At 60.2% G+C, this 26,103-nt stretch carries 21 protein-coding genes; 5 read left to right on the top strand and 16 right to left on the bottom strand.

The features are described from left to right. Nucleotides 1–73: 73 nt before the first annotated feature. Both aqpZ and HDF08_RS21965 read right to left on the bottom strand, forming a co-directional pair. The gene (gene aqpZ / locus HDF08_RS08805; RefSeq protein WP_179638092.1) at nt 74–808 is read right to left on the bottom strand and encodes an aquaporin Z; all 735 of its coding nucleotides are present in this window, start codon (nt 806–808) and stop codon (nt 74–76) included. A gap of 227 nt (nt 809–1,035) precedes the next feature. Continuing rightward, nucleotides 1,036–1,341: a M48 family metalloprotease gene (locus HDF08_RS21965; RefSeq protein WP_306459674.1), complete on the bottom strand. Its 306-nt coding sequence runs from the start codon at nt 1,339–1,341 to the stop codon at nt 1,036–1,038. Here HDF08_RS21965 and HDF08_RS21960 point away from each other — a divergent pair. Beyond that, nucleotides 1,321–1,914 carry a hypothetical protein gene (locus HDF08_RS21960; protein WP_306459673.1) on the top strand — a complete coding sequence of 198 codons (594 nt, stop codon included), beginning with the start codon at nt 1,321–1,323 and terminating at the stop codon, nt 1,912–1,914. The genes HDF08_RS21965 and HDF08_RS21960 overlap by 21 nt on opposite strands. 249 nt (nt 1,915–2,163) lie before the next feature. Here the strand turns inward: HDF08_RS21960 and HDF08_RS08795 are convergent, their stop codons facing one another. From HDF08_RS08795 to HDF08_RS08775, 5 genes are all read right to left on the bottom strand, one after another. Then, nucleotides 2,164–2,700: a hypothetical protein gene (locus HDF08_RS08795; RefSeq protein ID WP_179638091.1), complete on the bottom strand. Its 537-nt coding sequence runs from the start codon at nt 2,698–2,700 to the stop codon at nt 2,164–2,166. Between the two features lie 19 nt (nt 2,701–2,719). Then, nucleotides 2,720–3,187, bottom strand: a complete 468-nt coding sequence (locus HDF08_RS08790) for a hypothetical protein (protein WP_179638090.1) — start codon at nt 3,185–3,187, stop codon at nt 2,720–2,722. A gap of 25 nt (nt 3,188–3,212) precedes the next feature. After that, entirely contained in the window at nt 3,213–4,601 is a 1,389-nt protein-coding gene (locus HDF08_RS08785) for a tetratricopeptide repeat protein (RefSeq protein ID WP_179638089.1), read from the bottom strand. Between the two features lie 410 nt (nt 4,602–5,011). Then, entirely contained in the window at nt 5,012–6,211 is a 1,200-nt protein-coding gene (locus tag HDF08_RS08780) for an acyltransferase family protein (protein ID WP_179638088.1), read from the bottom strand. 345 nt (nt 6,212–6,556) lie between these two features. After that, a complete protein-coding gene (locus tag HDF08_RS08775; protein ID WP_218884530.1) occupies nt 6,557–7,048 on the bottom strand; it encodes a DUF4760 domain-containing protein in 492 nt (163 codons plus the stop codon). Between the two features lie 200 nt (nt 7,049–7,248). Between HDF08_RS08775 and HDF08_RS08770 the strand changes: the two genes are divergently transcribed. Beyond that, nucleotides 7,249–7,779 (top strand): dihydrofolate reductase family protein, encoded by a 531-nt coding sequence (locus HDF08_RS08770; protein ID WP_179638086.1) that lies wholly within the window; start codon nt 7,249–7,251, stop codon nt 7,777–7,779. Between the two features lie 185 nt (nt 7,780–7,964). Here HDF08_RS08770 and HDF08_RS08765 read toward each other — a convergent pair whose 3' ends face one another. The 5 genes from HDF08_RS08765 to ileS form a co-directional block, all read right to left on the bottom strand. Continuing rightward, nucleotides 7,965–9,920: a hypothetical protein gene (locus HDF08_RS08765; RefSeq protein WP_179638085.1), complete on the bottom strand. Its 1,956-nt coding sequence runs from the start codon at nt 9,918–9,920 to the stop codon at nt 7,965–7,967. 213 nt (nt 9,921–10,133) lie between these two features. Further along, entirely contained in the window at nt 10,134–10,493 is a 360-nt protein-coding gene (locus tag HDF08_RS08760) for an ASCH domain-containing protein (RefSeq protein WP_179638084.1), read from the bottom strand. Between the two features lie 112 nt (nt 10,494–10,605). Then, nucleotides 10,606–13,593 (bottom strand): excinuclease ABC subunit UvrA, encoded by a 2,988-nt coding sequence (gene uvrA, locus HDF08_RS08755; protein ID WP_179638083.1) that lies wholly within the window; start codon nt 13,591–13,593, stop codon nt 10,606–10,608. 33 nt (nt 13,594–13,626) lie between these two features. Beyond that, nucleotides 13,627–14,181, bottom strand: coding sequence for a signal peptidase II (gene lspA, locus HDF08_RS08750; protein WP_306459672.1), 555 nt, complete (start codon nt 14,179–14,181; stop codon nt 13,627–13,629). Then, nucleotides 14,181–17,156, bottom strand: a complete 2,976-nt coding sequence (gene ileS / locus HDF08_RS08745; protein ID WP_179638082.1) for an isoleucine--tRNA ligase — start codon at nt 17,154–17,156, stop codon at nt 14,181–14,183. Before ileS ends, lspA begins: the two co-directional genes overlap by 1 nt. Before the next feature lie 332 nt (nt 17,157–17,488). On the opposite strand from ileS, the gene HDF08_RS08740 reads away from it, so the two are divergent. Then, nucleotides 17,489–18,571, top strand: a complete 1,083-nt coding sequence (locus tag HDF08_RS08740; protein WP_179638081.1) for an energy transducer TonB — start codon at nt 17,489–17,491, stop codon at nt 18,569–18,571. 68 nt (nt 18,572–18,639) lie between these two features. Here the strand turns inward: HDF08_RS08740 and HDF08_RS08735 are convergent, their stop codons facing one another. The 3 genes from HDF08_RS08735 to HDF08_RS08725 form a co-directional block, all read right to left on the bottom strand. Next, entirely contained in the window at nt 18,640–20,346 is a 1,707-nt protein-coding gene (locus tag HDF08_RS08735; RefSeq protein ID WP_179638080.1) for a methyl-accepting chemotaxis protein, read from the bottom strand. A 130-nt stretch (nt 20,347–20,476) separates the two neighbouring features. Further along, nucleotides 20,477–20,809: an energy transducer TonB gene (locus HDF08_RS08730; RefSeq protein WP_179638079.1), complete on the bottom strand. Its 333-nt coding sequence runs from the start codon at nt 20,807–20,809 to the stop codon at nt 20,477–20,479. A 160-nt stretch (nt 20,810–20,969) separates the two neighbouring features. After that, on the bottom strand, nt 20,970–21,599 hold the full coding sequence (locus tag HDF08_RS08725; RefSeq protein WP_179638078.1) for a class IV adenylate cyclase: 630 nt from the start codon (nt 21,597–21,599) through the stop codon (nt 20,970–20,972). A 49-nt stretch (nt 21,600–21,648) separates the two neighbouring features. On the opposite strand from HDF08_RS08725, the gene HDF08_RS08720 reads away from it, so the two are divergent. Then, the gene (locus HDF08_RS08720) at nt 21,649–22,695 is read left to right on the top strand and encodes an L-threonylcarbamoyladenylate synthase (RefSeq protein WP_179638077.1); all 1,047 of its coding nucleotides are present in this window, start codon (nt 21,649–21,651) and stop codon (nt 22,693–22,695) included. Nucleotides 22,696–22,911: 216 nt separating this feature from the next. On the opposite strand, the gene HDF08_RS08715 is transcribed toward HDF08_RS08720, so the two are convergent. Then, a complete protein-coding gene (locus HDF08_RS08715) occupies nt 22,912–24,105 on the bottom strand; it encodes a DNA polymerase III subunit (protein WP_179638076.1) in 1,194 nt (397 codons plus the stop codon). 516 nt (nt 24,106–24,621) lie between these two features. Here HDF08_RS08715 and HDF08_RS08710 point away from each other — a divergent pair. Next, nucleotides 24,622–26,037, top strand: coding sequence for a carbohydrate porin (locus HDF08_RS08710; protein ID WP_257030929.1), 1,416 nt, complete (start codon nt 24,622–24,624; stop codon nt 26,035–26,037). Nucleotides 26,038–26,103 lie beyond the last annotated feature (66 nt).

Below are 26,103 nucleotides of genomic sequence, written 5' to 3'. Positions count from 1 at the left end.
ATACCGCTTTGCGTGGTCCTCCCGTTGGTCGGAAACATGCTTCGACTAACGGGAGAACGCGACTAATGACTGTCTAGGGCTTATCGCGGGCCATCTCTTCGCGGATGGGTGGCTGCGGGGCGGCGAAGAAGGCGGTGGAGACGAGCCCGCCGAGGACGGCACCTAAGATTGGCGCTACCCAGAAGAGCCAGAGCTGGCTGAGTGCCCAGCCTCCTACGAAGATTGCGGGACCGGTGCTTCGGGCGGGGTTCACCGAGGTGTTGGTGACGGGAATGCTGATGAGGTGGATCAGCGTGAGGCAGAGGCCGATGGCGATTGGCGCGAAGCCTTTGGGGGCGCGCTCGTCGGTGGCGCCGAGGATGACGAGAAGGAAGAAGGCGGTGAGAACGACCTCGGCTACGAAGCAGGCCAGGAGAGAGTAGCCGCCGGGGGAGTGGTCGGCGTAGCCGTTGGAGGCGAAGCCGGCGGCGAGGGAGAAACCAGGTTTGCCGCTGGCGATGAGATATAGGACGCCGGAGCCGGCAACGGCTCCGAGAACTTGCGCAATGATGTAGGGCAGCAGTTCGGAGGGTGCGAAGCGTTTGCCGACGACCAGGCCGATGGAGACGGCGGGGTTCAGGTGGCAGCCGGAGACGTGGCCGATGGCGAAGGCCATCGTGAGGACGGTGAGACCGAAGGCCAGGGATACGCCGACGAATCCGATTCCCAGGTTGGGGAACGCCGCGGCGAGGACGGCGCTGCCGCAGCCGCCGAAGACAAGCCAGAAGGTGCCGAAGAACTCCGCTGCTGCTCGTTTGGAGAGATCCATTGGGGTCTACCTGCTCTTTCTCGTGATTTGGATTTTCGCCCGACGGAAAAGATATCTGGAGGACGAGGCCCGTGCGACTGGTCGAATTGGCAGTAAAGGCCAAGTTCGACGATTCATGCGTAGTTCTGGATGCAAGAAACGCTGGTGGATTTGCGTTGCGGAATCGTAGCACGGGATTTTATGCCTGCGCATGAAATTTTGGTTTGCGCTGATTGCAGGGGAAGGGTTTAGAGGCGCTTGAGGTAGGATTTGGCGGCTTCGAGTTCGGGGAAGAGGCGCTCTTCTGCCTGGAACTCGCGGGAGTGGACGCAGCGACGGCCGGCCTTGACGCGGACGGGATGTTTGAGATGGAGCATCTCGTGATAGAGGAGGTACTCGATGGCGCAGCGCGGGGTGTCGGGACGGTCGAAGACGCGGCTGACGACGATGGTGTTGTGGGCGGCGTCGTAGTGGCCCAGCATGCGGCGGGCGTGGTGAGCCGACCAGGTGAGGGTGGGGCGTCCGAGAAGTCCGTGGAAGAAACGGATATTCAAAGATTCGAAGACTTCGTTGAGGTCGTAGTGATGGCCGGAGGGGGTGGAGAGGCGTTTGCGGCCACGGGTCTGGCGGATGTGCTCGGCCTGGCGGGAGATTGCCTCAGAGGAGACGTGGCGGCGGTAGCGGTCGGCGTGGACCGACGCGATGGGCTTCTTGTAGAGCTTGGCGAGGAGGATGTGGGCGATGGCGTGGTGGATGGAGTCGGGCGCGGACTCGAGCAGGTCGGAGAGACGGACGTGGAGATGGCCTTCGCGCAGGCGGATGGTGGTGTTGAGAGAGGTGAAGCGGCGGAAGCGAATGTCGAGTGGGGGGATGGGGGCGCGTGGACGGAGTTCGCGGTACTGCTCCTCGAAGACGGCTACGAGGGAGGTGGAGGCGGTGGACTTGGATTTTGCGGCGCGGGGCTTGCGAAGGGTGGGCGGACGAATCGGGACTGCGGGTGGTGGGGCTGGAAGGTGGTCGAAGAGAGTGGGCGAGGGCGAAGAGAAGAGCTGCAGGAATTGGCGCAGGGGGGAGGGGCCGGGATGCTTCGGGGTGGTCAGGGCTTCGTCCTTGTCTTGGTGCTATAAGACGATTTTATAAGAGGTGAGGCTGTGCAGGAGGTGCGTTGGATGGTTCGTGCTTGGCTGTCCTGCCGGACGGGCCTCCTGCGCGGAGGGCGGTCACTTCGTGACTTGTATACCCCTTTGGTTGGCGCTCCCGTTGGTCGCGATAAAGATGATTCCGACCAACGGGAGGATCACGCGAAGCTTTAAAAAGGCGTGCGAACGCCCGCACTCCGCGCAGGAGGCCCGTCCGGCAGGACAACTTCTTCGAAGCTATCGGGGAAGGTCTAGAGGAGCGTTCTTGTTTTCTTTTGGGGGCGGGTGGGCGAGGAACCAGGCCTTCTGCTCGTCGATAAGCTGGGTGGCTTGATCGTGGAGGTCGTGGACAGCTTCAAGGGCGAGCCGGCGGGAGACGTTGTAAGTCTCGTTGTCGGGTGGGGACTTCAGGTTGGAAGACCAGCGCTCGGTGGCTTCGACCAGCTTAGGCAGGGCTTTGCGAATGTCGCGGTGACGGGGGCCGTAGTCGTCGAGGTTGTCGTTCAGCTCGTCTGCGATTGCGGTGAACTGTTCGAGGAGATCGTGGGTGTCCTGCTCGCGGCCGGGTTTACGTGGAATGGCGAAGAGATCCTGGATGGATTTATTGCGGGCGTCGAGGAGCTTGATGAAGAGGAGTACGCGGTCATTGGGATAGTAAGCGACCTCTCGGAGTTGCTCGACTTCGCCGTCGGAGAGGGAGGCGTCGGTACGCTGGGCGGGAAGGCACGGAGCAAGCGAGAGCAGAAGAAGGACGAGCGAGAGTCTGCGGAGCATCGGTTCCTGGTGTTTGATTCTAGTGTTTGAAGACCTGAGCTAGAAGTTCGTCGTGGACCTGGTCGAGCTGCTTGAGAGTTGCCTGCAGGGTGTCGCGATCTTCATTGGAGGCTTTATGGAGATACTCGCCGAGGCGATAGGAGGTGTGATGCATCAACTCTTCTGCGTTCTTGAGGCGCTTGGAGTTGCTGGCGAGGTCCATGTGGATGAGCCTCGCGTAGGCGTTGACCTTTTTGAGGGTCGCGGTGGCCTGATCGACGTCGCCGTTGAGCATCTGCTTGCCTGCGACCTCGGTCATGACGTGAACGAGCTCGGTGTAGAGGTAGCATTGGTCGCGCGGGTTGGCCTGCTGGGCGCGGAGTTCGAGCTGGACAAGAGCTTCGGCGGTTGGAAGGTTGTCGTCAAAGGAGGCGGCGCGGGCGGTTGCTGGAGAGGACAGAAGCAGCGGCAGGGAGAGAAGAAGAGCGAAACGATGGATCGATTTCATCACGCACCTCGAAGGGAGCGCTTGCCTACTTCATGTGATCGAGGGTGAGGAGGCGGTGGCGGGCCTCCCACTCCTCGTCCGGAAACTGGCCGTTTGCCACGGAGAGGAACTGTTTGTACAGGTCGGTCGCCTGTTTGGTGTGGTGCAGCTTGTCGTGCGCAGTTGCCGCGAGGAACAGGGACGACGGTGACTGTGGCTGCACTTTACCACGAATATCGAGAGCTTGCAAGGTTGTTGTGGGGTCGTTGTTTGCGGACGCTGCGAAGGCGAGATGGCTGGCCGCCTGGGCAAGATCGTCTTTGGTGGGGAAGGCGCTGGTCTGGGCGAGGGCACGTTTGAGGAGGGCTTCGGCCTCGGCGAAGTTTTTGAGATGAATCTGAACATCGGCGCTGTCGTCGAGGAGAGTGGGATCCTGCGTGGATCGGGTCAGGAGGCCGTTGTAGAGCGGCGCGGCCTGGTCGTACTGCTGGTTTCGGCTGTAGAGACGGGCGAGGAGGCGGGTGATGGCGGAGTCTTCGGGGTGTGCAGCGTGGAGTTTGGCGGCGAGGGGGATGGCCTGGGCGGTCTTGCCCTGCTGCTCGTAGAGGCTGGCGAGCTGGGCGTTGAGGGTGGGGTTATCGGGGTCTTTGGCGAGGGCGGCAGTCAGGAGTGATTCGGCCTTTTCGGGTTGTTGCTGGTGGAGGAGGAGATGGGTGAGGGCGGCGGTGGCGTCGTGATTCTGCGGGTCGACGGCGAGGAGGCGACGGTACGCTAGTTCGGCGGCGGTGGAGTCGCCGGAGGCCTCGGCTAGCTCGCCGGAGAGGAGGATGTCTCCTGGGGTTTCGGGGGTGATTTTGATGGCAGAGAGGAGTTCATCGCTGGCGGCGGGGGGATTGACGGACTGATCGATGCGGGCGAGGGCGCGGTAGGCGCGGCCTTTCAAGGCTGGGTTATCGGTGGTGAGGGTAATGGCTTTTTGAAGCTCGTTGTGGGCGTCGGTGAGCCGGCCGCCGCGAGCGAGGAGGAGGCCGAGGGCGAGATGGGGGTCAAAGTAGGCGGGGTCGGCAGCGATGGCGCGCCGATAGGTTTGCTCAGCGGCGGTGGTCTGGGCTGGAGTTTCAGCGAGCGCGTCCTGGGTGAAGGCCAGGTCGTAGAGGAGGTGGGCGTCGGTAGGATTCTTGTCAGCGAGTGGGGTGAGAATTTTGAGGGCGGTGGGGTAGTCCCGCTTGTCAAGGGCGTCGTTGGCCTGAGCGCGGGCGGGGTCTTGTGCGGCGGTTTTCGGGGGAGCGGTGGTGTCGATGGCACCTGCCGGGAGTTGGGCAAGGGCCGGAATGGACGCGAGGAGAAGTGTGGAAAGTATCAGCGACAGGATGACGGAGGGACGGCCGAGGGACTGGCGTAGCGGCTTCGACCCGGTGTGGCTTGCGGTCTGCATCGGTGGTATTTTCCCTCCTACCGTAAGTAGGCAAAGTCTGTGATCGCGACACTTTAGGTCTGGACCTTCTGTGATTCTTAAGTGCGGAAGCCCGACCTGGAATGGCCGGGCTTCGACAGCTTTCTCTGTTTTAAGAGTAACAGACGAGTCGAGAGGGTGCGGCTGGAGACTGTACGAAACTTTATGGGTAGACGAATCTATCGCTAGGTAATATCCGATTTGCTGTCAAAGCAGAAGTTGCAAAACAGGTTTGATGTCGCGCCTCGATGAGTGACTCGTCTTGTTATCGCCGACCGAGGATCTGTGCCCACCTGGATTTAGCAAACAAATGCGGCTTGCCAAGACCCAATCGCATGATCCTAGTGGCCCAGCGCATGCAAGGCTTGCGCTGCATCAAGCCTCATCCAAGTTCAGAAGCGTGCTGGATCAACTGGGAATGCTGGGTCGGTACCTGGAATGTGGACTGCTGCACCAGGGCTAGTACTTTGAAGAAAACGCCGGCTCAGCCATGCGCGGACGGGTTCGTCGTAAAGTTTGAGGCAGGCATACCCAATCGCCACGGCTGTAAACCAGAGAAGAGTGCCCCATGCAGCGCGCTGACCCAGGCTGTGCACGCCTTGCCCAATCCAGGCGGTGTAGAGGTAGATCAGGGGGTAGTGGGTCAGGTAAAGCGGGTAGGAGATGTCCCCCAGAGTGCGGCAGAGCCGATTGGAAGCAACGGTGGCCTTCAGATTTCCGGCCCCAATGGCAACGATAATCGGGAAGACGGCGATAATGCAAAATGCTTCGTAGAGGCCGTTCATCCAGAGATGGTTAAGACTACCGAAGCGCGGCAGCGCAAAGCAAATGACCAGTAACAGGCTGCACAGATAGAAACCATGGCGTACATGAATTCGCTTACCCGAGCGCATGAGCAGCATGCCTGCAAGGAAGGGATAGAGCAAGCGTGCAAACCCTATGTGAAGCTGCGCTCCGTTGAGCGCCCAACCTCCGATGGCGTCGCCCTCCCCGGTGACCAGCATGTGAAGGAGAAGAATGGCAGAAAGTGCTGTAAGCAGGCTTAACCAACGAGTCGAGAGCTTGCGCAGCCAGCAAGCGTAAAGGATATTGGCGATGTACTCGAAGAAGAGAGACCAGGCGGGGCCATTGAGCGGATGCATCTCGTCCCAGCCGCGGATATCGAATTGGGTCGGCAGCGGAAGAAGCGTGCAGCCGAAAAACATGACGGCGAGCAGCTTCCACGATGGAGTTGTGGCAATGAGCGGAAAGGCAGAGCCTCGTTGGAAGTAGAAAAGCGCGGCGCCGATGAGGCTACCCATAACGATCATGGGCTGAAGACGGATAAGGCGGCGCTTGTAAAAGTTCCATTGGCTCATGCGGGGCCAGCGGTCGTCGTAGGCGTAGGCCACTACAAAGCCGGAGAGCAGGAAAAAGAAGTCGACGGCCAGATAACCGTGGTTGATGATCTGGTTGAACCGGATGCCGTGGTCGTTCGGTTCCAGGATGTGGAAGGCGACGACCAGGAGTGCTGCGACGCCGCGCAAGCCATCCAGGACTTCGTAATGATTTTTTGACTGGGAACCGCTGGAAAGATCTGAGACGCTATTCATGATGTTGCTTCTACTATAGTGCGCTCACCGCCTCATCGGCCATCGCTGCATTTGTGCCCAGATCCAGCTGAGGTGCGACAAGCCCGAGCCTCAGGCCGACGTCTCGACACTCGCGATAGTCCTGATGAACGCATTTCTCGGATTTGAGCTATAGACATTCTCCGTTGACGCCAAATCGGCGAGTCACTCGTCAGGCACTTCAGCATTACTACCGTCAGCTTGGAAGTTTCTCCGGGACACTTCAAGAGGGGCTGTTTCCGGTAAGTGCTAATGCCTTTGCATAAACGTTGTGGGTGTTGTTTTCAACAAGGTTCTTCGTTGGCGGGCAGTGTTTTTTGTGGGGAGTTATTTCTTTGCGCGTGGCTTTATTGGAGGGCGGCTTCGTGCTTCGGCGATAGCTGCCAGGTTCTTTTGCATGGCTTCGAGACGCTTGCGGCCCTTGCGTGATCCTTCGATAAGCTGTTCGACGTTTATCAGGAACTCGGGCAGGTTCATCTCTTCGCGGAACTGTGCCAGGTAGGTCTGAATTTTGGCGTATTGGAAGTAGACCTCGGGGCAGGTGTTATAGAGCAACTCGGCGTCAAGGGCACCGCTAGTTACAAAAGCAGCGACCATCTCCCAGTACCCATACACCTGAAGAACAAAACTACTGCGCCTGTCTCCTGTACTCACGATCTGGATCAATTCGCTGGCGGATGCGGGTAGAAAATCGCCGCCTACATAGGAGCGCGCTTCACGCATGACCGCCTCCCGCCGGAGTTCATACAGTTTCAGAATCAGTTCAGCCTGCTGAATGGCGTTCACGGTTGCTGCTTTCTTTTTTGTCATCTTTGTCATCGCCTCTACGATAACAGCCGTCAGTTCGGCTACACCCGGCGAACTTATCGGTAAAGGTAGACGAGAGCTTTTTACTGATCCCAGCGAACCCCTTCGGTCATTCGCCACACCGACGAAGCGGCGTGCAGTTTGCACCTAAACCTCACGCTCGCGTATTGTCGCCTCAACTATTCTGAAGAATCCGGGGCGCAGTTTGTACCATGGCAAAGCTTGTTTATGGATTGAATCAGTCTTTGGATGGCTACGTCGACCATCTGAAATTTAAGCCAAGCGTGGCGCTCTTTCGTCACTTCATAGAGCACATACAGGAGCTAGCGGGCATTGTGTACGGTCGCCGCATGTATGAGGTAATGCGTTATTGGGACGAAGACCTTCCGGACTGGGCCGCGGAGGAGCACGACTTCGCGGCGGCATGGCGGAGCAAGCCGAAGTGGGTTGTGTCGCGCGCGTTGAAGTCGGTCGGGCCCAACGCCACGCTTATCGAAGATGACATCGAGACGGTTATACGCGGGCTGAAGGCACAGCACGTCGGAGAATTTGAGGTTGCCGGACCAGACTTGGCAGGAAGCCTAACCGACCTTGGTCTTATTGATGAGTATCGACTTTACCTTCACCCCGTCGTACTTGGTCGCGGCAAGCCATTCTTCTCCGGTCCTCGGCCGCCACTCCGCTTTGTGGCCAGCGATCTAATTGGCGAGGACGTGGTCAGGTTGACGTACGTTCCCGCTTAATCGCGACTCGCCCGACGGATTGCGCCGGTGCGTCAGGTTCGCTCTTATTTTCGAGGGTTAGACATTAAGAGCCATATGCCACCACAACCGCGTATCATTCTCATCGAATGAGGTGCAAGCAGTCCTGATTTGGAAGCAGGTCTCTCTGCTCCGTGCCAGGCACTCCCGCCGACGTGTCGTTTGCTTCAATTGATCGGAGTTGCGTTGCGTTGATCGAGCGAGAGTGTGTTTGGCCCGGGCTTTAGTTGTAGGGGGTGGTCCCAGACCAGAGCCTGATTGTTGTAGCGGGCTGAGATCATCAGGTAGTAGGTTCCGGGAGGGACGCCGGGGAAGGTTGCGCTGCCGTTGGCGTCGGCGCGGATGGCGGAGGCGGCGTTTGCCTTGACCGCATCCAGAATCTTTTGACAGTCAGGGGTCCGATTTCCGCAGGCGGTGCCGAGGACTTTATAAGGGGACGACCCGGGAGGAACGGCGACGCCTTGCTGTGCCAGTATGTCGGCAACGCTGTTGCGCAGAAGGGTGTAGGGGTGTCCGGCGAGAGGGTTAGGAGTGCCGGCTTGTGGCGGGAGCCCGGAGACTATGGACAGAGTGGCGTTGCCGAGGGGCGTGGCAGAGGAGGAGAGGGTGCCGCTGTTGTTGGCCGGGGATGCTGCCGGACTTCCAGCAGATGCAAGCATGGTGGAGCCGCCGCCCGACGAGGGAATCGTTTTGCTGGGAGTGAGGACGGCGAGGTTGCAGGTCTGTTCGAGTGGAGCGAAGGTGAAGTCGTCGTTGTCGTTCTGGCCGGTGACGACGCGTCCGTGGACTTGGTAGGGGCCGGAGGCGTCAGGGTCGAGCGACCCATCGGGTTTGATGGCGAGGGCTAGGGGATGATCGGGGGCGGCGATTTTGATGGCTACACCTGTTGCGCCAGGCTCGACCGTGTAGGGATAGGCTCGTGCGGCATCGGGACCGCAGCCGAGGATGACGGACTCGGGGAAGAATTGGACACTGAAGCCGGTGGGTGCGGCGAAGATGCCGTGCATGCGGACTCCGGGTGGTGCGGGTGCGCCTTTGTCTCCGCCGAACACGGATTTGAGAAGGTCTGTCTGCATGGTCTGGATGCCTGTGCCGGCTCCCTTCGAGGAGAGGTTGATGGCGGAGCAGGTTGCGCGCTTAGGAACGAAGTTGGTGGAGCCGGGGGTGGATGCGCCGGGGACGTAGGTGCTGCTGGTGTGAGTGGTCGCGGCGTCGTATTGGCCATTGCCCTGGTAGGTGAGCTGGGATTGGTTGTAGCTGCCGGCCTGGCTTTGACTGACGGCTTCGTGGGTGGTGGTCTGGGAGGTTTCGGTGTGGCCGGGGGAGGAGGTACCTGGGGTATAGCCGCCGGCGACGACGCCATCGATGGTGACGGGGCCGGGCGGCCCGGTGATGGTTTCAGTACCGTGGAGGGTGAGGACAAGAGGCCTGGGCCTGGTGTTGATGGTGAGGACAGCGCGGCCGCCTCTGAAGTCTAGGGAATAGGCCTCTTGATTGGGTGAGAGGAAGGAGCAGTTGACGAGGACGCCACCGTCGATGAAGTCGAGACGCCAGTGGCCGGGGCCTTCGAAGACACCTGCCATATTGGGGCCGGAGGAGGGCTGCTCTTTTTTGACTTCTCCTGGAGCGAGCGCAGAGGTCACTTGAGTGAACATCTGGGTGAAGGCGCCGAGGAGTTGGTTGCCGGTGCAGCTGGAAGGTAGCCTGCCGGAGCTGACGCAGCGGCGCATCTCACGCTCTTCGGCGTTTTTGAGAGGAGCGGGTTGGCCGGGTTGAGGGATCGGTTGCGTGGAGGCTTTGAGCTGGGTGTCGGCTTTCTGGACGTTCGCGTTGTAGGTGTCCTGCTGCTTCTGTTGGAAGGCCTTTGCGGCGGCGACCTGTCTGGTGGATGGTTGGGTGCAGGTGGGGAAGAGTTTTTTCAGCGCTCCACGAGTGGCGTTGGTGTACTGCATGAGGCCGTTCGGCTGGATGTGGTCGGGGTGGCCGACCATGCAGGTGGAGGTGTCGGAGGTGTCGCGGACGTTGCAGTTCTCGATGAACATGCGCTCGCCGCTGCAGACGTAGACGACGCCGGGGAGGAGTGGATCGTTGGCCTGAGCGGCAGCGACAGAGAGGGCGCACAAGCCAAATAACGTTGCTGTGGCTAGTCGAAAGCTAGAATGACGCCGGTTCAGACAGGATGGACCCATAGTATCCCCCTGGAGTTTTCTGAGGTGCCTGGCCCGCAATGCCTGGGGAGGAGAGAATCAGATACTAGACCGATGGAACGCGAAAGAGCAAACGAGGGATGCTGCAAGCTAGGCGGTGACTAGTTCTGGTTCGGCCTTCAAATTCCGTTAAAAGTGTGGACGCCAGAAGACGGGACCGGGCTGGTTCGTCGGTACGAGATGAGTACGAAGGCGTTTTGGATTTGCGAGCTTGTAGGCAAATTCTTTGCGATTCGACTTGCAGCCGGCAATCTCTATGCAGCCCACGATCTGCACACTACCGACTATCTTTCCCTTTGGCAGTTGTTCGGCGGACTTGTCCATTTTGCGCCAGAATTCCTCTTCGCGACGAGGCTTGAGGGAAGCGTATATGTAGACACGTTCTCGGATATTTGTCGGAACGGTACGGTACTCGTAACGCTTCGAGCCGCGTAGGATCTGTTCGGCGAAAGGCTGCTTGACGCTAATTGCTCGAATAATTGCTGCCATTCGAGGATTGTAGAGCGAGCCTCATTTGCTTATCGATTTTTCCCGACGATAGAGTGTTGCCGCTGCGAGCAAAAGACAGCGGTTCTTCGCTTCGTTCAGAATGACAAACGTTTCATGCGGTGACCTGGAGTTCTGGTTCGGCCTTCGGGGTGGCTAGGTTGAGGACGGGGGCCAGCCAATGGCCGGTGTGGGATGCGGGGTTGACGGCGATCTCTTCGGGTGTGCCGGTGGCTACGATCTGGCCGCCGCCGCTGCCGCCCTCGGGGCCCATGTCGATGACCCAGTCGGCGGATTTGATGACGTCGAGATTGTGCTCGATGACGAGGAGGGAGCCGCCGCCTTCGATGAGCTTGCGGAAAGCTGCGAGGAGCTTGGCGACGTCGTCGAAGTGGAGGCCAGTAGTGGGCTCGTCGAGGATGTAGAGGGTGCGGCTGCGGACCTTGGCGGCTGTGTCGTTGGCGCTGCGGTTGGTGATGGAGCGAGCGGTGGCGAGGTGGGAGGCGAGTTTGACACGCTGGGCTTCGCCGCCGGAGAGCGTGGTGGCGGATTGGCCGAGACGGACGTAGCCGAGGCCGACCTCGTCGAGGACGTAGAGCTTGTCGACGATCTTGGGGTGGCCTGCGAAGTAGACGAGGGCTTCCTTGACGGTCATATTGAGAACGTCGTGGATGTTCTTGCCCTTGTAGCGGATGTCGAGGATGGTGGATTTGTAACGTGTTCCGTTGCACTCTTCGCAGGGGAGTTCGATGTCGGCGAGGAACTGCATCTCGACTGTGACGGTGCCGTCGCCTTCGCAGACGTCGCAGCGCCCGCCGGGGACATTAAAGGAGAAGTGGCCGGGTCCGAAGCCTTTGCGCTTGGCGTCCGGTTGGGCGGCGAAGAGGGCGCGGATATCGTCGAAGGCTTTGATATAGGTAACTGGATTGGATCGCGGAGTGCGGCCGATTGGCGACTGGTCGACGAGGATGACATCGTTGAGGTGCTGGGTGCCGGAGAGCTCGCGATAGAGGTGGGCTGGATCTGCGCCTTCGGTCTGGCCGAGCGACTGCATAAGGGCACGATAGAGGACCTGGTGGACGATGGTGGATTTTCCGGAGCCGCTGACGCCGGTGACGCAGCAGAGCAGGCCGAGGGGGATGTCGATGTCGACCCCACGGAGGTTGTGGATGCGGGCTCCGGTGAGCTTGAGGTGCTCGCGGCCGGGCTCGCGGCGGTGCTTTGGGATGGGGATGGTGGCGCGGCCGGATAGATATTTGCCCGTGATGGAGTTTGGGTTTGCGATGACTTCAGCGACTGTACCTTCGGCGAGTAGATGACCGCCTAGCTCGCCGGCTCCGGGACCGAGGTCGAGGAGGTGGTCGGCGGCGCGGATGACGTCGGGGTCATGCTCGACGACGAGGATGGTGTTGCCGAGGTCGCGGAGGTCTTTCATGATGCTGATAAGCTTGGCGGTGTCCCGGGTGTGGAGGCCGATGCTGGGCTCGTCGAGGACGTAGAGGGCGCCGACTAAGCGCGAACCCAGCGAGGTGGCGAGTTGGATGCGCTGGGCTTCGCCACCGGAGAGCGTGGAACTGAGGCGGTCGAGGGTGAGATAGTCGAGGCCGACCTGGTGGAGGAAGTGGATGCGCTGGCGGACCTCTTCGAGGATCTTTCCGGCGACCTCTAATTGTGCCTGCGTGAGTTGCAAATTATCGAAGAACTCCTGGGCGCCTGTGATCGTGAGGGCGGAGGTCTCGCAGATATTTTGGTTGTTGATAAGGACGGCGCGGGCTTCGGCGCGGAGACGCTGGCCGCGGCAGTCGGGGCAGAGGGCGTAGCCGCGGTACTTCGAGAGGAAGACTCGGACGTGGAGCTTGTATTTTTTGCGTTCGAGCGCGGCGAAGAAGCCGCGGATTCCGGGGAAGGTGCCGTTGCCGTCTTCGATAAAAGCTTGTTGGGCGGGTGTGAGATCGTACCAGGGGACGTCGGTGGGGATGCCTGCAGCCTTGGCAGCGCGCTTCATCTCGCCGTGGTGGGGGCGGTATTTGGTGGTGGTCCAGGGGGCGATGGCGCCTTCGTCGAGGGTCTTCGACTTGTCGGGGATGATCAGATTTGGATCGAAGTCGATGGTGTTGCCGAAGCCCTGGCAGCGGGGGCATGCGCCGTAGGGATTATTGAAGGAGAAGAGGCGCGGTTCGGGTTCGCGATAGGCGCGGTGGCAGGTGGTGCACTCGAAGGCTGCGGAGAAACGGTACTTCGTACCGTTCTCGTTGTCGTGGCGGGGAAGCAAGTGGAACTGGACCTCGCCGGATTCGCGGTAGCCGGTCTCGATGGCATCGACAACTCTGGCGCGGCTCTCGGGGCTGATGGCGAGGCGGTCGATGAGGGCGAAGATGGGCTGGGTGAAGTCGAGTTCGAGGAGGGATTCGGGAGTGGAGAACTCTACGATTTTTCCTGACTGGTAGAGGCGATTGTAGCCGCGGCGTCGCAGTTCAGTGAGCCGATCTTTGAGTGCGTCGGTGAGAGTGAGAGCCTCGGTGGAAGACTTTGCGGCTTTCGAAGATTTCTTTGCGGCGGCCTTCTTTGGTGTTGGGGCTTCAGTTCCGGGCTCCGCGGTCGCGATCTGCATAGGCTCGAGTTTGAGCTCGGCGCGGAGGATGGGAAAGAGGACGTAGGTGCGTGTGCCTTCAGGCAGGGCGAAGAGTGTGGTGATGATCTCGTCTACGGTGTCGTGCTTGACGATGCCGCCGCAGTGCAGGCAGGTGACGGTGCCGCAGCGGGCGTAGAGGAGGCGGAGGTAGTCGTAGATCTCGGTCGCTGTGGCTACGGTGGAGCGGGGGTTGCGAGTCTGATTTTTTTGCTTGATGGCGATCGCGGGGGCGAGGCCGTCCATGAAGTCGACGTCAGGCTTTTCGATGCGCTCGAGGAACTGTCGGGCGTAGGCGGAGAGCGATTCGACGTAGCGGCGCTGGCCTTCAGCGTAGACGGTGTCGAAAGCCAGCGAGGATTTGCCGGAGCCGCTGACGCCGGAGACTACGGTGAGGGCGTTGTGCGGGATGTCGACGTCGATGCCCTTGAGATTGTGGGTGCGGGCGCCGCGGATTGTGATCTGGTCATTCATAGAGGAAAGGAAGTGGAGCTTAGGAAACAGGGCTTAGGAGTCTGTTGGTTGTGGGCGGAAGATTTCGATTAAGAGGAGGCAGGCTCCGATGACGATGCAGCTGTCGGCGACGTTGAAGTCGGGCCAGTGGTAGCTGCCGATGTGGACTTCCAGAAAATCGACGACGTAGCTGTAGCGGACGCGGTCGTAGAGATTTCCGAAGGCTCCTCCAAGGATGAGCGCGAGGGCTACTGAGCTGACCGAGAGGACGCGCCCTGCTCGCCAGAGCATTCCGAGCAGGACGACGACCGCGATGACGGAGAAGGCGATGAGGATGTTGCGCACGGTGGTAGGCGAGGCGGATTCGGCGAACATGCTGAAGGCGGCGCCGGTGTTGTGGACGTCGGTGATGCGGAAGATGCCGGGGATGACGGTGTGGGCTTGGCCGTTGGGGAGTTGCTGCACGACGATGCGCTTGGTAATGCGGTCGAGGAGGACGACTGCTACGGCGATCGCGAGCGCAACACCGCGTCGGTCGCGCGGTTCGGTCGCAATGGCGGGCATTGCGGCTTCGTAGGTCGTCTTGTTCGGTGATGACATTGAGGACATCAGGCTTGCGGCTCCGTGGTATTGCTGGGTGGTGCGTCGTAGGGTGGGAAGTGGATGGCTTCGAGAGCGTCGGCGCAGCGAAGACAGACGGTTGGGTAGTTGGCTTCTTGGCCTACGTCTTCGGTGAAGCGCCAGCAGCGTTCGCACTTCGAGCCTGCGGCGGGTTTGGCCTGAACATAGAAGGCTCCCTTTTCTACGTTGCCTTCGGTGATGATGGCGTTTGAGATTTTTACCTGGGCCACGCCGAAGAGCTCGGGGAGGATGGCTTCGTAGTGCTCGAAGACGGGGTTGGGCTGCTCGGCGACGCTGTTGAGCCAGCCGAGGACGATCTGGGTCTCGGAGGATTTATTACTGATGGTCTTCGCGGTGCGTTCCTCTTCGAGAACCTTGAGGACCTCGTCGCGCAGTGTGAGGAGGTGGCCGAAGTCTTCCTCGAGTTTGCGGGTGGTGACAGGGACGATCTCGGACATGGTGGGGAAGAGCGCCAGGTGGACGCTTGATTCGCGATCTTCCATCTTGGGTAGGAGCCCCCAGACTTCGTCGGCGGTGAAGCTGAGGATGGGGGCGATGAGGCGGGTGAGAGTTTCAGCGATGCGCCAGAGAGCAGTCTGTGCGCTGCGGCGGCCAGGATGGTTCGGCGCGAAGGTGTAGAGACGGTCTTTGAGGACGTCGAGGTAGAGTGCGCTGAGGTCGGTGTTCACATACTCGTTGAGAGCGTGATAGGCGCGGTGGAACTCGAAGCTGTCGTAAGCGGCGCGGATCTTGGCGTCGAGCTCGGCGGTGCGGGCGAGGATGTACTGGTCTAAATGTTCCAGCTTCGCAAAGTCATGGATGGCATCCGTGGAAGGGTTGAAGTCGTGGAGGTTGCCGAGGAGGAAGCGCAGAGTGTTACGCAGCTTGCGGTAGTTGTCGCTGACGCGCTGCATGAGGTTTTCGCTCGCGGCTACGTCCTCGCGGAAGTCGACGGAGGCTACCCAGAGACGGATCACCTCCGCGCCGAGACGCTTGGCGATGTCGACAGGGTCCACTCCATTTCCCAGGCTCTTTGAAAAGGCGCGGCCTTGTTCATCGAGGGTCCAGCCGGAGGTCGCGACCATCTTGTAGGGTGCGTGGTTGCGCACGGCAACAGAGGTGAGCAGGGAAGAGTGGAACCAGCCGCGGTGCTGGTCGCCGCCTTCGGTGTAGAGGTCGGCGGGGGAGTGGAGCTCGGGTTCGAGGTCGAGGACGGCGTGCCAGCTGGAGCCGGATTCGAACCAGACATCGAGGATGTCCATCTCTTTGCGGAACTCTTTGTGTCCGCACTTTGCACAGGCGGTTCCGGCTGGCAGGAGACTAGCGACATCGTGGGCATACCAGGCGTCGGCTCCCTCTTTTTTGAAGAGATCGACGATGCTTTTGTTGACGGCGGGTTCGTTGAGCGGCTCGCCGCACTTTTCGCAGAGGAAGACGGCGATGGGAACGCCCCAGATTCGTTGGCGGGAGATGCACCAGTCGGGCCGGGTGGCGATCATGTTGGAGATTCGCTCTTCGCCCCAGGCGGGATCCCAGACGACTTGCTTGATCTCGTCGAGGGCACGCTGGCGGAAGGTGGTGATGGTGCCTTCGTCGGTGACCATCGGAGTTTCCATGCCGATGAACCACTGCTCGGTGGCGCGAACGATGACGGGGTTGTGGCAGCGCCAGCAATGGGGATAGGAGTGCTCGAAGGTAGTGTCGCTGAGGAGTGCGCCTTTTTCTTTGAGGAGCTCAATGATGGACGCGTTGGACTTGAAGACAGTGAGGTCTTCGTAGGGTTGGGCAACTCCGCCTCCGCCGTTGGTGCCGGTGTGGCGTTGGCGGCCGGCGTTGTCGACGTACTGGATCTCAGGGAGTTTGTAGCGCTGGCCAGTGTAGAAGTCGTCGACGCCGTGAGCGGGCGAGGTGTGAACAGCTCCGGTGCCTTGTTCGGCGGTGACGTAGTCAGCAGTAACACCGAGGATGCTGCGATCGAGGAATGGGTGCTGGAAGGTGGCGTGCTCCAGATGATTGCCGGTGAAGACGGCGACGATGTCCGCCTGCGACGCGGGCTCGGTGGGTTTCTTTGCGCTCATCAGACGGCAGTGAGCGATGACCGAGGACAGGAGCGCCTGCGCGACGATGTAGGTGCCCCCTTCGCAGGCGAGTGCAACGTATTCGAGCAGCGGGTTGAAAGCTACGGCCTGCGATGCCGGCAGCGTCCACGGCGTGGTGGTCCAGATGATGGTGTAGAGGTCTTTTATCGCAGCGAGGGACGGGGCGACGACAGCGGGATCGCTGGTGAGGGCGTAGCGTACGTACACGCTGGGCGAGGTGTGTTGGTCGTACTCGACCTCGGCTTCGGCCAGTGCGGTGCGGTCGTGGATGCACCAGTAGACGGGCTTCAGGCCTTTGTAGACGAACTTCTTCTCGAAGAAGTCGTAGAAGGTCTCGACGATGCTGGCCTCGTAGCCGAAGCTCATGGTGAGGTAGGGGTCGTTCCAGCGGCCGAAGACGCCGATGCGCTCGAACTGGCTGCGCTGGAGGTCGACATACTTTTGCGCGTACTCGCGGCAGGCGCGGCGCACGGCGATGGGGTCCATCTCGAGTTTTTTGCGGCCTAGCTGCTCGTCCACCTTAATTTCTATAGGCAGGCCGTGGCAGTCCCAGCCGGGCACATAAGGGGCGTCGAACCCGGCCATGGTCTTGGTCTTGACGACGAAGTCCTTGATGCACTTGTTGAGCGCGTGACCGAGGTGGATAGCTCCGTTGGCGTAGGGAGGGCCGTCGTGGAGGATGTACTTCGGCTGGCCGGTCCGGGCGGTGCGAATCTGGGCGTATAAGTCGCTGTGCTGCCACGCTTGGAGGCGCGCTGGCTCGTTCTGGGGCAGATTGGCCTTCATCGGGAAGGCCGTCTGCGGCAGATTCAGCGTCGACTTCAGCGCTTTGAGCTCGGGTTTTGCCTGGGTTGCTTCCGACATTCGATCCTCTTGGTTGCTGATAACAAAGTTGCGGTTTGTGGCAAACCTCTATTGTAGACGGGGAGGAGGGATGGTACATAGGATGGCAGTCGATACTCCTTAGGAGACATTCCCCTGTCGGCGTGCGTCCAAGGGTATAAGCGCCTATGAGTACAAGCGCCGGTTGGTGAATGTTTGTAGAATGTTAATGACCAGGTGATGTTGGCCAGAGCCGGAAAGAGAACCGACCTGGCATTTGGCGCGTAAGAAGAGCAGCAGGTTTTCGAGGCGGTGAGATTTTTTGGAAGTGGTGTGCGGGGGCTGCGGCTTACTGCACCGAGGCGAAGCAGCTTATGGCAAATAGTTTATTGACACCTCCACCGCAGATAGATCCAGAGAGACAGGCTCCGACCCTGCGACCGGCAGATGCTCCAAAGTTGAACGAAGAGACCGATGGATCCATGTGGACCTCGTTCTTCGCGAACCTGCGGGATGCGTTCAGCCGATCCGACGAAGCTCCGCTACAGCTGGAATCCCGGCCGGCTGAGAGCGATATGGTGATTGAAGAAGAGGGAGTCTTTTCTTCCCTGTGGAACAGCATCCGGGATGTGTTCTTCCCAGTGAAGCTGCCGCCACTGGTGCTGGAGTCGAAGCCGATAGCGGTTGTCGACCGGATGAAGACGAAGCAGAATCCTATTGCGACGACATCCGCCGTCGTGATCTATGGATTGATTATTCTGCTGATCGCGTTTTTGCTGGCGAAGAAGGTTCAGTTTGCGGCTCCCGTGAGGACTATTCAGGTGACGGATCTTTCGATTCCACCGCAGGCGCCGCCTCGGGCTCAGGCGATGGGTGGAGGCGGTGGTCAAAAAGGGCCAACTCCAGTAGTCAAGGGATCCCCGCCGAAGTTTGCGGATACGCAGATTGTGCCGCCGAACAAGCCCCCGCTCGTTGAGCCTAAGATCAAGATTGAGCCGACGATTGAAGTGCAGCAGGATGTGAAGATGGCGAGCAACCTGCCGCAGGTCGGAGTTCCTAACTCGCCGATCATTGGCCCATATTCGGGTGGCGGCGGGACGGGTACCGGTCTCGGATCGGGCAACGGATCGGGGCTTGGACCTGGGTCGGGCGGCAATACCGGTGGCGGACCAAGGCGTATTGGCGGCGGCGTCTCGGCTCCGGTGCTGATCTTTTCGGTGGAACCGGAGTTTTCTGAGGAAGCTCGGAAGGCGAAGGTTGCCGGAAATGTTCTAGTCAACCTGTGGGTCGATACCAATGGAAATCCCAGCCACGTCCATGTGATTCGCGGCGTTGGCATGGGTCTGGATGAGAAGGCAATGGAAGCTGTGAGGCAGTATAAGTTCAAGCCGGCCATGGAAAATGGGAAGCCTGTTCTGGTGGAACTGAACGTTGAGGTTAACTTCCAGATCTTCTAAACGATGGTTGTTCAAACAAAGAGGCCCGCGCAAAGCGGGCCTCTTTGTTTTGGCGAGCGATGGTTCGGTTATGCGTGCTGGAAGGTGGCATGACGCTCAGAGGTCTTTGCGACGCGAATCAGCCTTGAGTCGGGTGCCGAGCTGAGGCTGAAGCGCTCAACCTGTTGCTCGAGTGTGACTGCTGTGGAGCGGAGCGATTCGATTCCGGCTGCAGTAGTGGCCATCTCGGTGAGATTTTCGTGGCTGAGAGAGTGGATCGAGTGCAGGCTGGCGCTGGACTGGTCGGCCGCGGCGGTCTGCTGGGAGGCGGCGATGGCGATCTGGGCGATCATGCGGTCGACACGTTCCGCCATGCCGATGATGCGTTCGAGAGCTTCACCAGCCTGATTGGTGGTGATGACGCCCTGCTGCACAGTTCCGGTGCCGCTCTCCATGCTGGCGATGGCGGTGAGGGTGCGGTCCTGAATGCCTTGAATCATGCTGGCGATCTCGCCGGTGGCCTGTGCGGTAGATTCGGCGAGGCGGCGAACCTCTCCGGCGACTACAGCGAATCCGCGGCCCTGATCGCCTGCGCGGGCGGCCTCGATGGCGGCGTTGAGGGCGAGCAGGTTGGTCTTGCGGGCGATCTCGTCAATGACGGTGACGATCTGCGAGATGCGGCGTGAGTCGTCGCCAAGCAGGCCGACGGTGGCGGAGGTGTCGCTGACAGCGGTGGCGATAGAGTGCATGCTGCCGAGAACCTGCTTGACGATAGTGCCGCCTTCGCGGGCGGTCTCGGCGGCGCTGCGGGCGGTCTCGGCGGCGGACTGGGTGTGGCGGGAGACCTCGGCGATGGAGGCCGACATCTCCTGCATGGCGGTGGCGGCCTGCTGGGTCTGCTGACTCTGCTGGTCCATGCGGCGATGAATCTGATCGCTGGCGGTGCCCATAGTCGCGGCGCTGCCGGTGATGGTGGAGACGGTTTGAGCCAGCGTGCCGATGATGCCGGCGAGGTTGGACTGCATCTTCTGAACGGCGTTAGCGAGGGCTCCGGTCTGGTCGCTGGTGTCCAGCACCAGAGGCTGGCCGCTGAGATCGCCGGAGGCGATGGCGTCGGCGCGGTGCATGACCAGATTTAGGGCGTAGGTGATCTTGCGAGCCAGATAGATCGATACCGTGATTCCGATGAGGGAGGCGATGATGGTGCCGAACCAGAGGACGATGAGAGTGAAGTGGTTGGCCTCACGGAGGTGCGCCTGCTCTTCGTTGGCGAGCCGGGTCTGGGACTGCGTGATCTCGCTAATGTTGGAGAAGAGGGTGTTTTCGAGAGGGAGAATCTGGTTCTGCAGGGTGTCGTAGGCGGCGGCCGAGCCCTGCGGGGTCTTCGATTCATTAAGGCTTTCGACCTTCTCTTCGAGGACCTTGAGCGCTGCGAGGTCGTTGTCGAGGGCGATGAGCCGCGGGGCATCGGAGCCCAGGTCGAAGTGCGAGGTCTGCTGGTGGAGCAGGGCCAGCGAAGCCTCGGCCTGCTCGAACTCCTGGCGCCGGGCGTTGCGATAGGTAGCCGAAGCGTTCGCGTCGATGCCGAAGAGCATGTAGGACTCCAGCAGGCGAACGGTGTCGGTGAAGTGGGAGCGGATGTCGCGACTGGACATGATGACGGGGATGCGATTCTCCGTGACCATGTTCGAGAGAGCGTTGGCCTCTCCGATGTACCGGTGGGCGATACATGCGCTGAAAACGGTAGTGGCGACGATGGCGCCAGTCATCAGGAACATCTTCGACTGCAGTTGCATGTGGACCTCGGAGCAGAGTTGAGAGGTGATTGATTCCAGGGTTTAAGAGACACCGCCGGATGGCTCCTGACGGTGGCTCTGTCGCGATGCTGTTTGTGCTGATGCTGCGTTGGCCTGGTGATGCTTTGGGCTACTGGTCGAGGTTGAAGTTGACTTCGATCTCCGACTCGGAGGCTTCGGAGTTCGGGGCGAAGCGCCAGTGGGTGACCGCGTCCTGGGCGGCGGGAGCGAGAAGCGCGTGGCCGGACTCTACTTTGGTGGCCGATACTGTTCCGTCTGCCTGAATGGTGACGAGAAGAACAACCTTGCCGCCTACGTGCATACGTTTCGCCAGTTCGGGGTAGGAGGGGCTCGTGCGGGAGACGATTGCGCGATGAACGTTGCCTGCGAAGGCAGTGCCAACGCAGAGGGCGACGCTTCCGGCAAGAAGAAGGGGGCGCGAAGAGCGAAGTGGGATTGCCAAGGAAAACCTCCGGGTACAGAGGTTGTATCGGCGGAAGGGCGGGAGGCTTTAGCGCAATTTCCCTGTTGCTGGGAACGGAGGATCTACCGCAGTGCCGTCTTCCTTGAGAGAAGACGGCCATCAATCCATTGACTCACCCCACACCTACAGGGAAATTGCTTTAGCGGAGAGAGAGGACGGGGGAGGTTACTTCGGCGAAGGTGAGATTTTCGGCGGGGCTGGCGGTGCGCTGCTTCCAGTCGAGAAAGAGCTTGCCGTAGCTGTCGGTGAGGCAGGTTGCTAGGTCGATGTTGAGTGCGGCGAGGGTCTGGTCGATCCAGGCGGTGGGGCCTTCGAGCTCGGCGTAGGTGCCGATGGGGGTCTCGTCAAGGACAAGATGGGCGACGAGGTGCGCGGTGACTTCGGAGCCGGGGTCTGCGGAGTGCGACCACTCGGTGCGGTACTTCTCGTAGACAAAGGCAGGGAGGTAGCCCAGCTGCTTGAAGATCTCGGCCATGGCCTCGGGTTCGGCGATGGTGGTCTCGGTCTCGACACGGATCTTATAGCGGGTGGTGTCGACGGGGTCCTCTTGGTCCGGGAGGCGCTTGTGAGTGAGGGTCGAGAGGCTGCCGTACTGCCGCAGGCGGAGGATTTGTTTGCGGGCGCGGAGGTCGCGGCTGGGGGTGTCGTAGAGGGTGTTGTGCTCGAAGGTGCGGGGAGTGACGAGGTGGAAGCCTAACTGCGCGAGGCGGGCCTGGAGAGCTTCTGGATCGGGGACGGGGAACTTGAGTTCGATCTCAGAGTTCTGCATGGATGGAGTATACGGCTGGCAGGTAGATTCGCGACGATAGAATGGCGATATGTTCAGTGGAAAAACGGTACGGTTCGCTGCGGAAGATGGAGTTTCGCAGGCCGCCGAGATGCTGCGCGCGGGTGGGACGGTGGCGTTTCCGACCGAGACCGTGTACGGACTGGGCGCGAATGCTCTTGACGCTGCCGCAGTTGCGAAGATATTTGCGGCGAAGAAGCGGCCTGCGTGGGACCCGGTGATCGTCCATGTGAGCGATCGCGAGATGTTGCAGCGGGTTGCCGTCGTCTCAGCGAAAGCGGAGGCGTTGATGGAGGCCTTCTGGCCGGGGCCGTTGACGCTTCTGCTGCCGCGGACCTCAGCGGTGCCGGATGCTGTCACGGCGGGACGCGAGCTGGTGGGGGTCAGGATGCCTGCGCATCCGGTGGCGCTGGAGTTGATCCGCAGCGCGTCTGTGCCGGTGGCAGCGCCAAGCGCGAACCTGTTCGGAAGAACGAGTCCCACCACTGCGGCCCATGTGTTGGAGGATCTGGACGGGAGGATCGACGCCGTGTTGGATGGAGGTGCGACCTCGGTGGGAGTCGAGTCCACGGTGCTGGATGTGGAAGCGATGACGATCTATCGGCCGGGAGCGGTGACTGCGGAGATGATCGCCTCGGTTGCGGGCGAAGTCACTATCTTCCAGTCTGAGGCGGTGGAGCTGTCGGGGATTGCGGAGCCTCCTGAGAGCCTCCCTTCGCCGGGCGTCGGGCTGCGGCACTATGCTCCGCGGGCGAAGCTGGTATTAGTGGATGTGGTCTCCGACTCCGATTTGATCTACGCTCTCAACCCGGCGATCGAACGCTATGAGCGCACTTCGGATCTGCTCGGGGATCTGCTCGGAGTGATGCTGCCGGATGATTGGGATGCTCACTCCGCGAAGTATGTCTTTCCGTGGGGGCCGTGGGGCAACAACGAAGTTCTGGCACGGAGACTCTTCGCCGGACTGCGCATGCTGGACGAAGCAGGGGCCACCGTGATCCTCTGCCCATTGCCCGATGCGAATGGAGTTGGTCTCGCGTTGCGGGATCGCCTGCAAAAAGCCGCCCGCAAAAAGTGACCGCAGGCGGTAATCAAAGAACTGAAAATAAAGTTGAAAGACGTGGCGTATTTTTAGGCCTAGAAAAAGTGACGGTCAGCGCACCACGTTTACCACGCAATTCACCACACCCTCACCAGCAAAAAACCACGTTCTGCACCCACTTTTTCTCAAAACCCCCAGCAAAAACGCCTAGCCACCACAAATAGAAAAAACTGCCTGGGATGGATCTATTTTCTATTGCGCCGAGGTCGTGAGCTGCCCGGCGAGGGCGTCGAGCGAGAGGCTGCGGAGGAGGTTGCGGCGCATCCCGCTCTGCACCTGGTCAAGGGCGCGAGAGGCGGATTCGATCCAGGCGAAGCTCAGGGTGCTGCTGAGGCGATCGAGCTCTGGGCGTAGGTCGGTGTTGCGAACCAGTTCGGGTGTGCCTGCCCCGAGGAGGAGCAGGTCTTCAAGAAGCAGGGAGAGGCTGCGGAGGAGAGCTGATGTTTTCTGCTGGCCTTCGGCTCCAGCGCGGTAGGTCTCGGTCATCTTGAAGAGGGCGGTATGGTCGGGTTCAGCGGAGCCGGAGTTGGCTGCGGCGGCGTTGCGCAGGAAGAGAAGCGCGTCGGCGCGAGAGGCGGTGTAGGCTTCGAGGTCGAAGCTGAGGGCCTTGCCGGCGGCTCCCTGGGCGAGGCGCGCGATGAGGGTGCGCTGCTTGGGCGGTATGTCTGGACGGCGGTCGGTGAGGAGCATCTCGATCTCTTCGACGGGCAGTGCGCCCAGGCGGACGGTGGCACAGCGGGAGCGAATGGTGGGGAGGAGTTCGCCGGGGTTTTCGGCGAGGATGATGATGTGGACCGTCGCGGGTGGTTCCTCAAGGACTTTGAGTAGGGAGTTGGCGGCCTCCTTCATCATGTTCGCTGCGGTGAGGATAAAGATCTTGCGCGGGGCCTCGTTGGGGAGGTAGTGGGAGCGCTGGATGACGGTGCGGATCTGTCCGAGTTTGATGAGGAGCTGCGGGGGGTCGGGTGGAACGATGAGGACGTCGGGGTGCGGCTGGACGAGGACGCGGGTGTCCTTCCTGTCGGCTTCGGTCTTGAGCTCTTCACGGGCGGCTACAGCCTTCTCGACCTCGTCTTCGAGGTTGGCGGCGGAGGCGATGCGGGTGCAGTTGTGGCAGACGCCGCAGAAGCTGGCGAGGGACTGGCCGTTGGACCCGAGAGCTTCGCTGTAGGAGCGTAGCTCGCGCGGCTGGCGTTCGCACTCGACGGCCATGCTGAGCATGAGGGCGAGGGTGTACTTTCCTGCTCCGCTGGGGCCGGCGAGGATGAGGGAGTGGGGAAGGCGGCCTGCGGCGATGGCGGTGCGGAGGTGCTCAATGGCGGTGCTGTTGCCGAGGAAGTCGTTGAAGGTGGCAGGGAGAGCGGTTTTGGATATCGGTATCGTCATGTTCTCGGGTCTCCTCTCTGCCTTGGCGGCGCACTTCACGTGGACTCCCTCGCGGGGATACTGATCTGTGTCAAAGTCTTCAAACAGCGGGGGCAAGTCTGGACTTGAAGCGTGCAATGTGTCCTGAAGCCGTGTGCAGTGAAGCTTTCTGGGCTCGTACGTTGCGTGCTTTCCCTGCTACTGCGAACTACTTCTGAACTACTTCTATGATACGCGTTGGGAGCTGGAATTACGCTACACCGGGGGCGGCTGAAAAGGTGCGTCCTTATTGGGTTTCGTGCGGTACTGAAATGTTTGGGGGCGTGACAGGTTTTTGGGTTGGACGACAGTCTGTCTTCGGCTCCTGAAGAGTTGAGGCGAGACGCGGCTTTCTCCTTCTTCCCGTTCTGCCTGCTCAAGATCAGAATGACAACGTGTAAGAAACAACTGAAGGTTAGGCAACTAACTAAATTCAACAAATAACTGAATGCAAATCAGACATTTGAATGTAGAGTTTGGACGACGCATTTTGGCGGGATGAAGGTGCAGGAAGCCTATTCACGCCAGGATGTTGGCCCGGGATCAGTTTTTCTGGTTCGGACGATGCGACTGTCGGCAAGTAGTTACGTGAAGATCGGGCAACACCTACGCGTGGGTGTTGCGTTGCTGCTGATCGGAGCTTCGACGGCTCTGGCTGGGCAGACTACGGGATCTACGGGATCAATCAGGTCTGGGGCGACCTCTGAGTCCAGCCAGTATCAGCCTCAAGCGGAACCGGCGCTCGAGAGGCTCCTGCCGAAGTACGCGCAGGAGTTGGACTCTGCGACCGCGGCGTTGGGAAAGATACCGGCTGATCCGCTCTTCGAGACCGATCCGATTGGAATCTTTACCAGAACCACAGATGCCAGCGTCCGTTGGTTGGAAGGTAGTGCGCGGCTTCGATTTGGAGCGACCTATACGTTTCTGAATCAGTATGCGACCGTGGTTCCCGACACGGCGCGGCGGCATGACCAGTTGAGCGGGCGGCTGGATTTTTCGGGTAACTGGGCGGTTTACGACAACGAGAGAACGGCCGGTTCGATTGGGCTGTTGGTACGTTCGGGAACGAATATTGGGATGAGTCAACAGTGGAACCTGAGTGATCAGATGGGCTCGGGCATCTTTTTAAATTGCCTGCAGGGGGGCGGGGCGCAGAGACCGATTACGGTGAATATTCTCTATTGGAGACAGGATTTTCTGGAGAAGAGATTGTCGTTCTATGTGGGTAAGATTCATCCGAATCAGTACATCAGCCTAAGTTTTTATAACAACGATGAGAGAACGCAGTTTTTGAATGGGGAGAACGACGGCAACCTTGCCATTGCATCGGATGGGACCTATGCGGGCGGGGGAGCGGTTGATTTTCAGATCACACACCATCTTTACGTGCATGCTTTAGCGATCGACACGGTGGGTTCGCAACAGAGCAACATCAGAACGCTGGTGGACAAAAAGTATCTGGAGGCGGTGGAGTTTGGCTGGTTTGCCGGTGCGCCGGGCACTCGGTACTTCCATCTCCGTGGTACGGTTTGGCGGGACGACACGAAGAATCTGGGAAGCGGACATGGCGCGGGAATTGGCTTCGATCGTGAGTTTTCGAGTGGCTGGGCGCCGTTTGGGCGCTATGGCTTCGCGACCGAGACAGGAACGGCGATCCGGCAGACCGACACGCTGGGACTGACGAATGTTCGGCCGTTTGGACGGCGGGGCGATATGTTTGGCGCGGCGTTTAATTACATTCAACCGACACGTACGGGAAAGCGGCACGAGAGTCTCTTCGAGACGTTTTATCGGATTCGGGTGACCAAAAGCATGGAGATCGGGCCGGACGTGCAGGTGTCGATTCATCCGATGTATGCGGCGAAGAGTTATACGAGCGTTCTGTTGAATGCTCGTATGCGGATTATTTTTTGAGGCTAGGTGCGCCCTGCGCGGGCGGGGTTCACTTCGCGACTTGTATACCCCTTCGGGTGGCGCTCC

Source organism: Tunturiibacter empetritectus (assembly GCF_013410875.1).
Taxonomy (GTDB): Bacteria; Acidobacteriota; Terriglobia; order Terriglobales; family Acidobacteriaceae; genus Edaphobacter; species Edaphobacter empetritectus.
The sequence above is the reverse complement of the archived record's forward strand: the minus strand, read 5'-3'. Positions and strand labels throughout refer to the sequence as shown.